Here is a 16,395-nt window from a genome sequence, read left to right on the forward strand (position 1 = left end):
TCCCACAATTGGTCTCGTTAAGTCCTGCTTTATTCTTGCCCCTCATCGCTGTTTATTTTGAGGAATCCGATCGTCACTATATCTAAATGCAACATCGGATACTTACCATGCGTCCGAAAAAATCCCATGCCGCCATTGGCTTACCGAAATAAACCTTCCGGCTATGCGCTGGTTACTTTGGCGGAGCATCCTCGATTGCTGGAGCATCCGTGAGGGTGCGGTCGAGATAAGCGTCGATGTCATCGCCGGCGGGTTCACGGTCACCGCTCGAAGGTTCCGCAAGAGTCGGTCCGACAACGGCAAGCGCGGGAGCGCGACCCACTCCGGCGTCCCGGGGGGTCCGGTCGGACCTGCTGCCAAGCGGTAGACGGTCGACCGCCCGCACCAGCGGCGAGAGCAGCGGCACACCATTCATGCCACGTGATACTTCACGCGGCCTGTCAGAATCGGCGCCGACAAGGCCAGGTGCGAAGGTGCTCCAATCGAGGAGACCCGCTGCAGCAAGCAACCGAGTTCGCGCAGTGCGTGCCGTCGCCAGCGTGGCATTGTAGTTGATCTGCGCCGCGAGAAGATCTCTGGCAAGATCGAGCACGTCCAGCGTGGTACGCATCCCCAGCTGTTCCTGCTTGACCGCGCCTTCATGCGCCTGGCGCGCCAGTTCCATGGCAGTACCCAGATTGGTCAGCGAAGCTTCGGCGCTGACCCACTCGTTCCACGCATCGGCCAGTTCGGCGCGCGATTCGCGCAGGGCCTGGTCGATCAGCCGCCAGTCCGCATCGTTGGCGGCTTCGGCTTCGTGTATTCTCGCTGTCAGCTGGCCGCTCTGGAACACCGACCCCGACAGCACCACCTGCCCGCTCATCTGCGAGCGCTGCCGCCACTGCAAGCCGACGAGGCTGGTTTCGAACCCCGCCCGCCCCCTCAGATCGACCCGGATGCGCCCTTCGGCCTTCACCCCTTCGACCTCGGCCCGCGACAGCTGTTCGCGGGCATAGGCAGCCTTCATGACCGGCAACCGATCCTCGGCGAGCACCAATCCGTCTTCGATCGAGCCGAAGGGTATGGTGGCGACGGGTGGTACGGCAAGGTCTCCCGCTCTCGCACCGACCAGTCGCTGGAACAGGGCTTCCGAAGCGGCTGCCGAGCGCTGCGCCTGCAGCAATTGCGCCCGACCGATTTCGACGCGCGTTGCCACCTGCTGGACATCGGTGCGAGTGGTGTCGCGCGCCTTGTACCGGGAGGCATTGTTGCGCAGTTCGCGTTCAAGCAGCTGCAGATTCTCCCGCGCGATGTTCTGTGCGGCGCGATCTCTCAGGACATTGACATAAGCTGCATAGGTCTGCGCCACCAGCTGCTGTTCGGTCGCCTGCAGGGCGGCGCGTTGGTAGGCAATCTGCGCCTTCGCCTCGCGTTCGCCCGCCGCATTGCGCCCGAAGGTGAAAAGCGGTTGGGTCAGGATGGCCGAGGCTGCAGGGGACCAGCCAGACCGGGCAACAAAATTGCCGAACAGCTGTTCGACGTTCTCGCGCTGATAGCCATAGGTGGCTTCGAACGAAAGCTGCGGCCCGGACCTGGCCCGGGCCTGCGGCAAGCGATAGTTCGTGCTGTCCAGCTTCGCCTGCTGGGCCAGCAGTTGCGGGTTGCTTTCATAGGCCCGCTCCAGCGCCTCATCCAGACTGCTTACGGTCACGTCTCCCCGTTCGGGAGCGGCCTGCGGTGACGCAGGGCTCACACTGTCTGCCGAAGTCGCGGTCGTACTGGCCTGCGCTGGGACCGGCGCAGCGATTATCAGTCCGGAAGACAAGGCGAGTAGCCAGACCGACCTCGCCCTCGCCGTGCCACGGCCGTGTTCGACGCACATTCGCGAAATCTCCAGATGGTTCAGTCGCGGAAAGCGCGCTCGAGCTGGTCGAAGAAGGGCTTGGTCAGGTAGGACAGCAGCGAACGGTCGCCGGTCGAGATGAAAACTTCGGCGGGCATGCCCACGGTCAGTTTCAGCCCGGTCTGCTTCTCGAACCGGCTGCGGTCGAAGCTCAGCTTGACGTGGTAGAAGCTGGCGCCGGTCTTGTCGTCGGCGGCGCGCTCCGGCGCGATGAACGTCAGGACGGCGTCGGCTTCCGGGGTCGTCTGGGCGTTGAACGCCGGGAAACGCAGGCGGGCCTTCTGGTTCAGCTGCAGCTGGTCGATGTCGGACGGGCTAACCCGCGCGTCGACGATGAACCTGTCGCCATCCGGCACGATCTGCAGGATCTGCTGCCCCGGCGGGACCGCGCTGCCCGGCGTGGTGTAGGCAAGCCCATAGACCACGCCATCCTGCGGTGCGCGAATGACACTGCGTTCGTACATGTCGCGGGCATCGGCGCTGCGCACCTCGCCCTGGTTCAGCGCCTCGATGACCTGTGCGAGCTCGGTCCCCGCGTCCGCACGGCTGCCCTGCTTCAGGCTCAGCATCTGTTCGCGGATCTCGGAGATGCGCGCCGTGATCTGGGCCACGCGGGCTTCGAGCGATGCCGCCTCACCCGAAAGGCTGACGGCGGTGCGCTCGATCTCGTTCAGGCGATTGATGGTGACGAGCTTTTCGCCATAGAGCTGGCGCAGGCTGCCCAGTTCGGGCGAGATGAGCTTCTCCTGTTCTCGGATCGCCCAGATCTGCTTGCGCGTGCTGTCGATCTCCGAACGGGCCTGCGTCACCCGCTCCTCGAGAAGCGCAATCTGGCTCGCGCGTTCGGACTGGCGGATGTCGAAGAGCCGCCGCTCGCGCTCAAGGGCCGTCGCGACCGACGCATCGCGCGAGGCCAGCATGTCCTGCGGAAACGCGATCGTGCTCTGATTGCCAATCTCCGCCTCGAGCCGTGCCCGCCGCGCCCGTAGCTCGGCAACGCTGGCACCCGTCAGGTCTGCATTGACCGAGGTGACCGCATTGTCGAGCCGAAGCAGGACGTCCCCTGCCCTCACCCGCGAACCGTCGTGGACCAGCACCTCGGACAGGACACCACCGCGCAAGTGCGAAACGGATTTGACCTGCGATTCCACCGTCAGGGCGCCACCTGCGACAACGGCCCCGGTCACCTGCACCACTTGCGCCATCAGGGTGATCACGACGACGAACACCCCGACGGCACGGTAGGCCTTGCGGGTGCGCGACTGCAGCCGCTCGCCGGGCGTGAACTGCGAGGCTTCGGCCTTATCCGGCATTGGCGGGCGCCATGGTTGCAACTCCGGGATTGTTCGCCAGCGACATGCGGACGATCACCTCGTCCCGCCCCCCAAACTCGCGCACCCGCCCCCCTTCGAGGACGAGGAGGTGGCTGACGCTGTCGAGGATCTGCTTGCGGTGCGCCACGACGATGACAATCGCGCCGCGTGCTCGTGCAACGCCGATCGCCTGAACCAGCGCCGCCTCGCCGGCAGCGTCAAGGTTGGAATTGGGCTCGTCGAGAACGATCAGGAACGGGTTTCCGTACATCGCCCGGGCGAGAGCGATGCGCTGGCGTTGGCCGGCGGAGAGGTTGGTGCCGCCTTCGCCGACTTCGAACTGGTAGCCGCCGGGGAGAGCAAGGATCATCTCGTGGACGCCGGCGGCCTGGGCGGCGCCGATGATGCTCTCGGGCGAGGCCGAGGCGTCGCAGCGGGCGATGTTCCAGGCGATGGAGCCGTCAAAGAGTTCGACCGACTGCGGCAGGTAGCCGAGCGCCTGGCCGATATCGTCGGGGTCCCACTGATCAAGCGCGGCCTGATCGAGGCGGACGCGGCCGCTGACCGGAGCCCACACGCCGACGACCGTGCGCACCAGCGACGACTTGCCGGCGGCACTCGGCCCGATCACGGCAAGGACATCGCCTGCGGAGAGCGTGAAGGCGATCTGGGCGATCGACGGGCGCTGGGTACCGGGTGGACAGACGGTGACGTTCTCGACGACGAGCTGGCGGGTCGGCAGCGGCAATTGCAGGCGCTCGGGCTGCTCCGGCGTGACGGACAAGAGGTGATCGAGCTTCTGCCATGCCGAGCGCGCCGCGATCAGGTTGCGCCACTGCGCGATGGCCTGATCGACCGGCGCGAGCGCACGCCCGGCAAGTACCGAGCTGGCGAAAATCACCCCGCCCGTCGCCTCGCCGGAGAGCACGAGCAAGGCGCCGACGGTGAGGATCAACGATTGCAGCACCATGCGCGAACTGCGTCCGACGACCGCCAGCAGCACGTTCTTCTCGTTGAGCTCCTGCTGGGTCGAGACGAGTTCGGCACCAGCCTCCTGCGCAATTGCAATGGTCCGGTCGCGCATGCCGAGCGCCCGGATCAGTTCGGCATGGACGCGCTGGCTTTCCTGCATCCTGAACCGGCGGAGGCCGAGCGAGGACACCTGCTGGACCGCATCGCGATTGATGCGGTCGGTGAGGCGGGTCAGGCCGACAAGCAGCAAGGCACCGACAAGAGCCGTAACCCCCAACCAGATGTGGAGGAGCGACAGCACGATCAGGAAGAAGACGATCCACGGCAGATCGAGCAGGGCAGCAGGACCCGTTCCCGCGATGAAATTCTGCAGCTGATCGAGATCCCGCAGCGGGCTTTGCGTGGCCGACTGGACAGGATGTTCAATCGCATGCTGATGGGCGGCCCGCGCCACGCGAGGGCGCAGTCTGTTCCCGATCTCGGCCGCAACCTCGCCAAGGATGTTGGAGCGCAAGACTTCGAAGCCAGCTTGAGCGCTGTAGGCGACCAGGACCAGCACCAGAAGGCCGACGAGCGTGGGATAACTGTGCGAGGGCAGAACGCGATCGTAGACCAGCATCATGTAGATCGAACCGCCAAGCACCAGCACGTTGATCACTGCGCTGAGCGCGGCAATGCCCAGCAGCGGCCCACGCGCACCTGCCACCATCGCCTTCAGGGGACTGGCCGAGCCATCGGCCAAGAACGTGCTCATCTTGCGCAATTCCAAAAGTGCAGACCGGGCAAGGCGTCTGGCGTTCAGCGCTCCGGTAGAAAGAGCACGCCGAAACCGGCACCAGTGCTCCGGCACCCCGGATGCCTTGATCTGCGCACGTACTACGTTGGCAGGGCAGGCGAACTAGCCAGATCGGTTACCCCGTGTATCGGATCGGACGATCACAAAAAACCGGGAGGGTCCTGCGACCGCCCCCGGCTTATCAATACCGACTTGGTCAGAGAGACCAGATCAGGCGGCAGCGCCGACCAGATCGAGTTCCCCGTCCGTACGCGCAGCGGCACGACGCCGCTGCATCCACAGCGCAAAGGCAAGAACGATGAACAGAGCCACCGGCAGCTTGGCACCGTCAATCTCGGGAATCGCCACAGAGGACGCCGTGGCGAAGTTCAGGATCGTCTGCGAAGGATCGACGCCAACCAGGAAATAGGAGTTCTGGTAGGTGCTGTCGCCCGAAAAGAACGCGCCGTCGATGTCGATCAGGCCGCCACCATTCTGGTTAAGCGATTGCAGGGCGTAGAACACTGGGCCGGTGCTGACGCTGCCGCCCTCGCCGGGGTGCGGGAATATGCCGAGGTCATTGCCAAGCGCCGCAGCGAACTGGGCCGCGATGCTGCCGTCTTCGCTCCACGGCTGACCGATGAGCGCAGTCTGGACCGACGCGTCGTTCAGGGCGCCCTGGACGACGTTGAAATCGAAGGTTGCGGTCTGCGATACGCCGCTACCATCGGTCCAGGTAACCGTCCGCACGACGGCGTGCGCCGGAGACATCGCCAGCAACAGTCCTCCGACAAGGGTCACCGCGCTTTTCGCCGCAATGCTAAGCTTCTTGTTCACAGGATTCCCCATGTCTGCCTATTCACCTCTATGCCCTCATGATCTGGCAGCTGCCATAACCGAAAGGGCTACATATGTTTCGCCCGGGAACCACCCCGGAGAGCTGCCCCGGACCGACCCCCATGCCGGCCCGGAGCAAACCGGTCATGCCACGATCAGGAAGTCCGATGCGGCAAGAGTGGGTCGCGCGCCACCGAGGGTGGCGGCGGAGAGCACAGCGATCTGGACCGCAGCGCCGGCTCCGTTGCCATCCGCATCGTAAAGCAGAGCGCCCGTGCTGGAGTTGTAGATCAAGCGGTCATCCGCATCATGCGCTGCGGCACCGATGTGGAAGGCAGCCGAATCCAGGACCGTATCGGCAAGCCCGGTGAGACCGGTGAAGACCGCCTTGCTGAGCCAGATCTGGTCCGTGCCCGATACGAAATCGACGATCGTGTCGAGATTGTTCGTGGCATTGGGCGCCGCGTCGAACACGAAGGCATCCGCACCGGCTCCACCACGAAGGGTGTCGTTCCCGGCACTGCCGATGAGGATATCGTTCCCGGCATTGCCGGTGAGCGTATCGTTGCCGCCATTACCGACCAGCTTGTCGTTACCGGCGCCGCCGATCAACGAGTTGGTGCCGTTGTTGCCAACGAGTTCCAGCGCGCCGGCTGCAGCGGAGGCATTGACGTTGAGCGTTACCGTGCCCGTTGTCACGGCGTTGGCAGCCGTACCGGTGCCGACCACGACGCGCTCGATGCCTGAATCGCCACCGAAGATGGTCAGCGTGCCTGTAGCGGTAGCGGTGAAGCGCACTTCGTCAATTCCGCTGGTACCTGTATCGCTGATCTCGGCCTTGCCATGCTCGGTAGCAGCATTGATCAGATAGATGTCTGAACCCTGACCGCCGTCCATGGTGTCATCTCCGGCGCCGCCATAGATCACGTCGTTTCCGGCCGTGCCCTTGATCACGTTGTTGCCGGCCATGCCAGTGGTCTGGACCAGCCCATCGACGTTGAACGTCTTGGTGTCCGTAACCGTCGTGGCATTGCCTGCCGCATCGACCGAGCGGATCGCCACCGAGAGCGAACCTGCAGCCTGAAGGTCAGCACCGCTGACCGCGACGCTGTAAGCACCGTTGGCAACGGTTCCGGTGTAATCGGTTCCGTTCACGCGGACAGTGACCGCGTCACCATTCTGGACGTCGTCGCCGACGGTGCCGGTGATGTTGACGTTGGCACCAGCCTCACTCAGCGACAGGCGGTTGTCATCCGTGACGTTCGCAATCGAGAAGCTCACGGTCGGGGCAACGGTATCGACAGCCAACGTTCCGGTGGGATTGACGTTGTTGAAGCCGCCCGAGACCACGGCGTTGCCCGGTGCGTCCTTGATCGTGCCGGTCAGAGCCGAGGTGAGCGCCGTGGCCAGATCCGTCGTGTCCTGACCGGCCGAGGCGGTGTAGGTGAACACGAGGGTGCTGGTGCCCGAGCCGCTGGCGTAGGTCGCGGTGCCGCCATTGGCGAGCGCGATGGTCGGCGTGCCAGTGACGACGACGTTCTCGCTGAAGGTGACGTTCAGGTTGACGCTGTCACCTGCCTTGAGCGTGCCGTCGTTAGTACCGTAGGCGATCGAGCTGACCGTCGGTGCCGCACCGTCGACCGGGAGAATACCGGTGGGATTGACGCCGTTGAAGCCGCTTGCGGTGACCGCGTTGCCGACCGAGTCCTTGATCGTGCCGGTCAGGGCGTTGCTTGCCGCGGTCGCAAGATCAGCGGTGCTTTCACCTGCGCCTGCAGTGTAGCTGAACACCAAAGTGCTGGTGCCCGAACCGCTGACGTAAGAGGCGGTGCCGCCATTGGCGAGCGTGATGGTCGGGGTGCCGGTGACAACGACATTCTCGCTGAAGGCGACGTTCAGGTTGACCGATTCACCGATGATCAGGTGACCATCGTTGGTGCCGTAAGTGATCGACGATACGGTCGGCGCAGTGGCATCGACTGCCAGGGTGCCCGAAGGATCGACAGAGTTGAACGACGCGGCGTTGACCGTGTTGCCCTCAACGTCGGTGATTGTACCGGTCAGCGCGTTCGACGACGCGGTGACGAGGTCGCTCGTATCCTGGCCGGCGCCAACGGTGTAGCTGAAGGTCAGCGTGCTGGTGCCCGAACCGCTGACGTAGGTGGCGGTGCCGCCGTTCGCCAGCGTGATCGTCGGGGTGCCAGTGACGGTCACCGCCTCGCTCATGCCGACCGTCAGCGTGACGGTGCTGCCGAGCTTCACCCCACCATCGCTAGGCACGTAGACCAGCGAGGTCAGCGACGGAACAGTGGTGTCGACAGCCAGCGTGCCAGTGGGATTGACGTTGTTGAAGCCGCCGGTGCTGACGGCGTTGCCAGCCGCATCCTTGATCGTGCCGCTGAGTGCGCCGGTGAGCGCGGTGGAAAGGTCGGCAGTGTCCTGACCGGCTGCCGCGGTGTAAGTGAACACCAGCGTGTTGGTGCCCGAACCGCTGGCGTAAGTGGCGGTGCCACCGTTGGCGAGCGCAATGGTCGGCGTGCCGGTGACAGTGACCACTTCGCTGAAGACGACCGAGAGATCGACCGATTCACCGATGATCAGGTGGCCATCGTTGGTGCCATAGCTGATCGACGAGACGGTCGGTGCGGTTGCATCGACGGCAAGCGAAGTCGTGGTCGTGACGCCGTTGAAGCTGCTGGCGACGACGGCGTTGCCGGGGATGTCCTTGATCGTTCCGGTCAGGGCACCCGAGGCAGCGGTTGCCAGCGATGTGGCGTCCTGCCCGGCGGCGACGGTGTAGGTAAAGGTCAGCGCGCTGGTGCCGGTGCCGCCCGAGTAGGTGGCGGTGCCGCCGTTGGCGAGCGTGATGGCGGGCGTGCCGGTGACTGCCACCGCCTCGCTCATGTTCACGGTGAAGGTGACGAGATCGCCGACCTTCACGGTCGAGCCCGGTGCGTCGTAGCTGATCGACAGGACGGTGGGCGCGGTGCCATCGACCGGGAGAGTGCCGGTCGGGTTGACGCCGTTGAAGCCGCCCGACGTAACCGTGTTGCCGGCAAGGTCGGTGATCGTGCCGGTCAGCGCGTTGCTGGCGGCGGTGGCGAGGTCGGACGTATCCTGCCCGGCGGCGGCGGTGTAGCTGAACACCAGCGTGCTGCTGCCCGAACCGCTCACGTAAGAGGCGGTGCCACCATTGGCGAGCGCGATGGTCGGCGTGCCGGTGACATAGACCGCTTCGCTGAAGGCCACCGAGAGGTTGACCGATTCACCGATGATCAGATGGCCGTCGTTGGTGCCGTAGCTGACCGAGGAAACGGTCGGGGCCGTCTGGTCGATCGTGTAGGTCTTGCCCGTCGACGAGGTGCCGTTGTTGCCCGCGGCATCCTGGACGCGGAGCAGGATCGTGCCGGAGCCGGACAGAGTGGTCGCCCAGGAGACGTTGGTGCCGGTTACCGAGGTGGTGATGTCGGTCCAGTTCGTGCCGTTGTCGGTCGACGCCCAGAGCGATTCCGCCGAGGCGGCGCCCGATGCCGTGGTCGCCAGCGCGGTCGAGAGCGTGGCGGTTACGGTCTGGGTGCCGGTGTTGGTGACGCCATCGGTGCCGCTGTTGCCGTTGTCGGCGCTCAGCGCGACATTGCTGACGGTCTTGGTCGGGGCGACGAGGTCGACGATCAGGGTGCCGGTCGGGTTGACGGCGTTGAAGCCCGTGGCCGTGACGGCGTTGCCGGCAGTGTCCGCGATCGTGCCGGTGAGTGCGCCGGTGGTGGCAGTGGCAAGGTCAGCCGTGTCCTGACCGGCGCCGACGGTGTAGCTGAACACCAGGGTGCTGGTGCCCGAACCGCTGACGTACGTGGCGGTGCCGCCGTTCGCGAGCGCAATCGTCGGCGTGCCGGTGACGGTGACGGCCTCGCTCATGGCGACCGAGAGCTGGACGGTGTCGCCGAGCTTGAGCGTGCCGTCGTTGGTGCCGTAGCTGATCGACGAGACGGTCGGGGCGACGGTATCGACGAGCAGCGTGCCGGTGGGGTTGACGGCGTTGAAGCCCGAAGCCGTGACGGCATTGCCGGCGGCGTCGTTGATCGTGCCGGTGAGCGCGCCGGAAGCGGCGGTGGACAGGTCGGACGTGTCCTGACCGGCGCCTACGGTGTAGCTGAACACCAGGGTGCTGGTGCCCGAACCGCTGAGGTAGTTGGCGGTGCCGCCGTTGGCGAGCGCGATGCTCGGCGTGCCGGTGACGGTGACGGCTTCGCTGAAGGCGACCGAAAGGTTTATCGCCTCGCCAATGGCGAGATTGCCGTCGTTCGTACCGTAGCTGATCGAGGAAACCGTAGGGGCGGTCGTGTCGACGACCAGCGTACCGGTCGGGTTGACGGCGTTGAAGCCGGAAGCGGTGATCGCATTGCCGGCAGCGTCAGTGATCGTGCCGGTCAGGGCGCCGGTCGCTGCGGTGGCAAGGTCAGCCGTATTCTGGCCCGCCGCAACGGTATAGGTAAAGACGAGAGCGTTGGTGCCCGAACCGCTGGTGTAGCTGGCCGAACCGCCGCCCGTCAGGGCGATGGTCGGGGTACCCGTGACCACCACTGCTTCGCTGGTGTTGACCGTGAAGGTGACAGTCTCGCCCGCCCGCAGCGAACCATCGTTGGTGCCATAGACGATCGAAGTTACAGTAGGAGCAACAACGTCCACCGCCACAGTGCCGGTCGGGTTGACGTTGTTGAAACCGGCAGCTGTCACAGCTGTACCGCTGGTCACCGACGTGATCGTGCCAGTACCGGCAAGCGCCGCTGTGGCCGCCGTTGCAAGGTCGGCAACGCTCGTATTGCCAGCGGCAACCGTATAGCTGAAAACAAGCGCCGTCGTGCCAGAGCCGCTCACATAAGTGGCAGATCCACCGTTGTTGAGCGTAATGGCAGGCGTACCACCGGCGACAGTGACGGCTTCGGAGAAGGTCACCGTAAAGTTGATGACTTCGCCGACACTAAGCGCTCCGTCGTTCGTGCCATAGGCGATGGACGAAACAGTGGGCGTAGTAGCTGCGGCAATCGTCAGTGTCTGCGTGGTGTTGGGCAAAGCAGTTGCGCCAGCCACGGAAGCGGACGTTGACGCAAAGATTGTGTAGGTGCCAGCGGCCAGCGTGAAAATGTTTGAGGTCCACGCCGCATTGGTCTGCGCCGTGTTGAAGGTGATGGAGTCGACCTGCGTAGTAGTGCCCGCGCCGTTAGTGGCGTAGATGTAAAGCTTGTCGTTCTTGGCGTTTGTAGCCAGACCGCTGACCTGAATGCTGGTCGACGTCGTACGCCAGTCTCCGAGCGTACCGGTATCATAAGTCGAGACGAGTGTAGTCAACGTGACGCTGGACAGGACGGTTTCTACCGCAATCTGCTGCCCGTTGACCGTTACGGTGCCCGTGCCCTCGGTGCCGTAAAAACTGGTCAGTGAGCTGGTCGACGACAATTCGCCGAGGGCAAGTGCGGCGAAGATTCCGCCTTCTTCGCCCAGCGCGTCACGGCCGCCGTTGAGCAGCGTGTCGAAGGCGTGGCCGACTTCGTGCAGGAGCAGATCGACGATGGCGTCAGTCGACGTGGCCTGCGCAAGGACATCTGCGTTCAGGTAGATGACCGGCGTACCGTTAGGCCCGGCGGCGGCATAGGCGGCCAGCGCGCCGTTCATGTCGGCGCCGGACAGCACGTCGACGGTGAAGCCGAGATTGCCGCCGAGGATGAGTTCGCGCAGCGTCAGGATGTTCTGTTCGAAGGTGGCAGCGTCGGTGCCGGCGGTCGCATAGGCGGCGCGCAGCATGTCATCGAAGCTGTCCGACGAAGCGAGGCTGACCAGAAGGTCGGTTACCTGCGCGGCTGCACCATCGAGAATGGTCTGCTGCCCGGTCGCAAAAACATCTGAGTCAAACGAAAACATGCCCACCACCTACCTCATGAACTTGAACACCGGCGGTTTGCCCGCCTCGATTGGACCAATCATCATCAGGCAAGGAGCGACCTTGCCCTCTTCACTCATTGCGCGACCCGGCATGTGCAGCATGCACTGCCGGTCCAGATCATCGGGAAAATCATCACATCCCGAAAGCACATCATCACTTTTGTCATGCACAGGACGGAAATCGATCGCTGAAGGAATCACCTGAAACCAGTTTCGGGCTGTTTCTGTCCATCCCGATGCGGTTAGCTCCGGACTTCAGGCTTGCGTTTCAGCACTCGCTGCCCCGAGCAAGCGACTGAAAACCAGCAATCTTCGGTGATCTTTCGCCCCCCGCACTCCTCTTATCACTTTAGTTAATCACGTTTTTTCAGTGATATGCTTGACTTCCCATTTACTCTTCGACGGAAGGGCCAGACATAACCATATGGTTTATGGGTAGAGCAGATGATAAAAAAATGATGTCTTTTCCGTCTCGACGAAGGGGCCTCGCAGAACTCCGCGCAGTGCCCCGCGTGGGCAGAAAATGACCTTAACTGTCACAAAACGTGGAAAGATGGGGCTTTCGAACATCGCCACCGGCTCGTGCGACTTCGGCCGGCGCCGTCTCCTCGCCGCCCACCTGTTCACCCTTTTTTAATCAAAGGAGCGGGCACACTACCGGTCTGCGAGTTGATCTGGTGATGTATTCGGCCGTTGCGAAACAAATCAAAGCGAAGCCGGTTTAGGCCGGACCGCCCGAGCAGCCGAATCAGCATCGAAAAGAAGGTCGCATTGTCGGGCACGAGCCCGTTGGCTTTGTCCGCCCGTAGCAGTGATCAGGCTCCGGCGCCCTTGTGCCGCCTGGGCCCGGCCTGCGGCTTTTCAGCCCTCAGGACCGCTTTGCCTCGCTGCGACGACCAGTCCACGTTCTGTTGGCCAACTCGCGACGTTCTTTCGAGTACTTGGCAGCAACCATCGGATAGTTGTCGGGCAGACCGAACTTCTGGCGGTATTCGGCAGGTGTCAGGCCGTGGCGCGAGAGGTGGCGGCGCAATGCCTTGTAGGGCTTGCCGTCAATAAGCGAGATGATGAAGTCTTCGGATGCGAGCGATTGCTCGATCGAGACGGGCAACTGCTGGTCCGCCGCCGGATCTTCACCAACCGGGCCTGAAGGCTGGGCTGCCAGCTTTTCGACGATGCCGAACATCGCTGTAAGGAACGCAGCCGCATCATCCTGCCCGGCCTTGGTATTGGGATTGGACAGCCATGCGACCGTCAACTCGCTGGCAAATTGCAGCGATCGCGCCGCGTTGACACTGTCCACCTGACCACCTGCGGGAAGCTACCTGTCCGTTAACCCGCGCATAGCCGCAACGGCTAATGAAGTAAACGAACGCGGCGGGCAACTGCGTGATCTGGAGCGCAAAAGCGGGACAGCGGCGGTAACCTCGCCGGAAACAATAGCCATTTGCACAGAAGGAATGGCCCAACCGGCTATTTCACACTCTGGGCCGGACATGCACTATCGCTGCACAGGCTTCCGGTGCCCTAGTGGCTCTGTCCACCCCGCAGCACGGAAGCTGCGCCCCTCGCAGCTCTGCCACGATCACGGCGAGGGGCGCACTCTTTCCACTGAGATCACGCAACTCGCCGGTTCACCGGTAGGCTGCGTTCGCAGCTGCAATCAGGTAAGGCTGGTCAGTTCACGATCCGGTTGTGCGACCGCTGGGCTTGCCGGATGCATCGGCAGACGCACTTCGAACAGCGCCCCTCCGGCAAGGTTGCGCACTTCAAGGTGCCCGCCGAAGCCACTGACCAGTCCGAACACGATCGACAAGCCCAGTCCGGTCCCTTCGAGTGGCGGCTTGGTGGTGAAGAACGGTTCGAAGACCCGGTCGCGGATCTGGTCCGGCACGCCGCCGCCATCATCCTGCACGGCAATCGTGACCCAGGTACCATCGGAGTGGCAGAGCACTTCGACCTGCCCCGAGGAAGCGCCCTTGCGCCGGGATTCGATCACCGCGTCATGCGCGTTGACCAGCAGGTTCATCAGGACCTGCTCCAGCGCCAGCGATGTTGCCCGGACCGACTGCTGCAGTTCCAGCCCGGTCGCCTTCAGTTCAATGCGCGACGCTTCGAACTGGGGCGTGACCATTGCGATGACCGACCTGACGGCAGAAGCCACATCCACTTCGACGATATCGTCGACCGGCATCCTGCCATAGAGCTTCATCTGCCGGATGATTGCGGCGGCGCGTTCGATCTGCCCGACGACGACATCGAGCTTGCCCTGCAGGGTTTCGATCGGAAGCTGGCTGGTGCGGATGCGCTGGCGGATGTTGGTGACGGCCGCATTCATGATCTGCAGGGGCTGGTTGAGCTCATGCGCCACGCCGACAGCCATGCGGCCGAGGCTCGCCATCTTGTCGGCGTGGAGAAGTTCGGCTTCGGCGGCCTTGCGGTCGGAAACGTCGATCAGGAGGCCGACGACCTCGAGTTGTGCATGTTCGCCGCGTTCGACCGAGAGGCTGTCGAGGATCCAGACGAAGTGACCATCGCGATGGCGCAGGCGATACTCGAACGAGCCCTGCATGCCTTCCTTGAGCGCCCGCCTGCGCCGGGCGACCTTTTCGAGATCATCGGGATGATAAAGCTCTTCCAGCCCGTTCATCCGGGTAATCTCGACCGGCGTGTAGCCGAGCAGGCGTTCGACGCCGCCGCTTACGAACACGACCTCGAATCCGCCAAGCCCGTCGAGATCGACGGCGTAGATCGCGACAGGGGCATTGCGGGCGATGCTGCGCAAGCGCCGCTGGGCAGACTGAAGGCGCTCGCGCTCGTCGGCGGCGACTTCGCCGGCGCGGGCAATGTCGCGGGCAAGCTCGTCCAGCTCGGTGAAGTATTCGTCCTCGGCACCGGAAGAGGGATCGTCTTCGCGGGCCACCGACATGCCCACTGCAGTCTGGAGCAGGCGCCGCACCGAGACCTTGATCTCGCGGGCGAAGACCGTGGTGAGCGCAATGATCGCGACGATGATGATGGCCAGCAGGCCGAACAGCTGGAGCTGATAGACCCGCATAGCGTCGATCTGGCGGGAGACCGGAACCAGCACGGAAATATGCCCGTGGCCACCGGGCGCGGGCGCGGACTTGAGATAGACCGATGCAGACAGGCTGGTCATGCGTGATGTGCCGAACGCCGTCGGGGTCAGGAAGCCCTTGTCTTTCGGGTCGAGCATGGCCTGGCGCATGGAGGCTGCGGGAACGGCGGCGCCAGTAAGAGGCTGGATCCGGCGATCGGGATGGACGAGATAGACCTGGCCGAAATCGCGGAGCGGTGCCGCACCGACCGGATCTCCGTGCTGGCCGACTGACAGCCTCTGCGCGGCAATGGCCAGGGCGGCATCGGCCCTTGCCGTTGCCAGCTGGCGCACATCGGCCTCCTTCTCGGGAGCGGCTAGCCGGGTGAAGGCAAGGACCGGAAGGATGCTGGCGATGGCAAAGCTGGTCAGCACGAAAGTCTCGAGCGAGAGCTTCGGCAGTTCCTGCGCGTGGCGGCGGCGCGTGGCGTAAAACGCGTGATAGAGCAGTTCGCCGATCGCGACATTGAGCAGGCCGTTGACCGCCTGTTTTACCACGACCAGCGGGAGTGCCACGCCGCCTGTACCCAGCATCCAGCCGTAGCTGGCGAGGGTCAACGGGGCGCCAAGCACCAGCCAGAACAGCGCGTCGGCGGCAATCGGTGGGAGGCGTCGCTGCAGAATGGCCACCGTCGCCACTTCGGCGGTCCAGGTGACCATTGCCGCGGGGTGGTGCCAGAGCAGCAGCGTCGGAAGGCTCGCCAATGCCCCGGCGATGATCAGCAGGCGGCGGTCGAGCAACCTTGTCGCGGCCATGACCACGGCCAGCCCGAACAGCAGATCGAGCCCCCAGCCCAGCGAGAACGGCAGCAGGTTCAGGCCCGCGCCAGCCGCAGCCACGATCGCAAACGTCGCGAACTGGGACACCGGTGGTGCCATGCCCGATGCTGGCGCGGGGGCTACGTCCATCAGGGGTCCAGCCGCTCCCGGATCATCCGCACCAGGAGTTCGAAATCCACGGGCTTGGCGAGAGCGGGCACGTCTTCGAGCCGCTGATCGGGGGCGAGGTCGATCATGCCGGTGAGCATGATGAAGCGGACGGTGCGATCGGGCGGAAGCGCCTCGCGCAGGGTGCGGATCAGGGTGACGCCATCAAGGCGGGCCATGCGCAGATCCGTCACCACGACGCGGATCGCAGCGTCGGCAAGAACCCGTTCACGGGCGGCCATCGGGCAGCTCTCGGTCGTAACAGGCAGGCCCATCAGTTCGAGAAGTTCGGCATACTCCTCGAGCGCGGCCTGCTCGTCATCGATGATGAGAACCGGGCTGGCCGTGGGGGCGCCGGTCATTCGCGATACCGGTCGACCACGTCCTGCGCGCGGGCGATCTGCTCTTCGATGCGATCGAGCTTGCGCTGGAGGTAGTCGTTCAGATCGTCAGGCAGCTTTCCGGCCAGGGCATTGCGCAAGTTGGCGGTGGCAACGCTGATGACGTTGAGGGGCTGGCTCAATTCGTGGACGAATTTCCTGTCGATGCCGCCGCTTGCCATGACCCGACCTTCTGCTTGGCGCAGCGGGGCTGCGCTGTGTGTTTCCGAAGAGCCGGGCCATAGATCGGTCGC

The 16,395-nt window shown here is 64.1% G+C and carries 10 protein-coding genes; all 10 read right to left on the bottom strand.

What is annotated here, in order from left to right; genetic code table 11:
* Nucleotides 1–172: 172 nt before the first annotated feature.
* The 10 genes from I2488_RS01515 to I2488_RS01560 all read right to left on the bottom strand — a co-directional run bounded on the left by I2488_RS01515 (nucleotide 173) and on the right by I2488_RS01560 (nucleotide 16,323).
* On the bottom strand, nucleotides 173–1,690 hold the full coding sequence (locus I2488_RS01515) for a TolC family protein (protein ID WP_196274039.1): 1,518 nt from the start codon (nucleotides 1,688–1,690) through the stop codon (nucleotides 173–175).
* A 191-nt stretch (nucleotides 1,691–1,881) separates the two neighbouring features.
* Nucleotides 1,882–3,195 (bottom strand): HlyD family type I secretion periplasmic adaptor subunit, encoded by a 1,314-nt coding sequence (locus tag I2488_RS01520; protein WP_196274040.1) that lies wholly within the window; start codon nucleotides 3,193–3,195, stop codon nucleotides 1,882–1,884.
* Nucleotides 3,185–4,921: a type I secretion system permease/ATPase gene (locus I2488_RS01525; protein ID WP_196274041.1), complete on the bottom strand. Its 1,737-nt coding sequence runs from the start codon at nucleotides 4,919–4,921 to the stop codon at nucleotides 3,185–3,187. Before I2488_RS01525 ends, I2488_RS01520 begins: the two co-directional genes overlap by 11 nt.
* Before the next feature lie 252 nt (nucleotides 4,922–5,173).
* Complete coding sequence (locus I2488_RS01530) at nucleotides 5,174–5,779, bottom strand: hypothetical protein (RefSeq protein ID WP_196274042.1); 606 nt, start codon at nucleotides 5,777–5,779, stop codon at nucleotides 5,174–5,176.
* A 144-nt stretch (nucleotides 5,780–5,923) separates the two neighbouring features.
* Nucleotides 5,924–11,695, bottom strand: coding sequence for an Ig-like domain-containing protein (locus tag I2488_RS01535; protein WP_196274043.1), 5,772 nt, complete (start codon nucleotides 11,693–11,695; stop codon nucleotides 5,924–5,926).
* 9 nt (nucleotides 11,696–11,704) lie between these two features.
* Nucleotides 11,705–11,917 carry a hypothetical protein gene (locus I2488_RS01540; RefSeq protein ID WP_196274044.1) on the bottom strand — a complete coding sequence of 71 codons (213 nt, stop codon included), beginning with the start codon at nucleotides 11,915–11,917 and terminating at the stop codon, nucleotides 11,705–11,707.
* Nucleotides 11,918–12,584: 667 nt separating this feature from the next.
* Nucleotides 12,585–13,019, bottom strand: coding sequence for a MucR family transcriptional regulator (locus I2488_RS01545; RefSeq protein ID WP_196274045.1), 435 nt, complete (start codon nucleotides 13,017–13,019; stop codon nucleotides 12,585–12,587).
* A gap of 360 nt (nucleotides 13,020–13,379) precedes the next feature.
* Nucleotides 13,380–15,743: a PAS domain-containing sensor histidine kinase gene (locus tag I2488_RS01550; RefSeq protein WP_196274046.1), complete on the bottom strand. Its 2,364-nt coding sequence runs from the start codon at nucleotides 15,741–15,743 to the stop codon at nucleotides 13,380–13,382.
* On the bottom strand, nucleotides 15,743–16,123 hold the full coding sequence (locus I2488_RS01555; RefSeq protein WP_196274047.1) for a response regulator: 381 nt from the start codon (nucleotides 16,121–16,123) through the stop codon (nucleotides 15,743–15,745). Before I2488_RS01555 ends, I2488_RS01550 begins: the two co-directional genes overlap by 1 nt.
* Nucleotides 16,120–16,323, bottom strand: a complete 204-nt coding sequence (locus I2488_RS01560) for a histidine kinase dimerization/phospho-acceptor domain-containing protein (protein ID WP_196274048.1) — start codon at nucleotides 16,321–16,323, stop codon at nucleotides 16,120–16,122. The genes I2488_RS01555 and I2488_RS01560 overlap by 4 nt, the downstream gene beginning before the upstream one ends.
* Between the last annotated feature and the right edge of the window lie 72 nt (nucleotides 16,324–16,395).

The sequence above is a fragment of the Novosphingobium jiangmenense genome (assembly GCF_015694345.1).
Classification (GTDB): Bacteria; Pseudomonadota; Alphaproteobacteria; order Sphingomonadales; family Sphingomonadaceae; genus Novosphingobium; species Novosphingobium jiangmenense.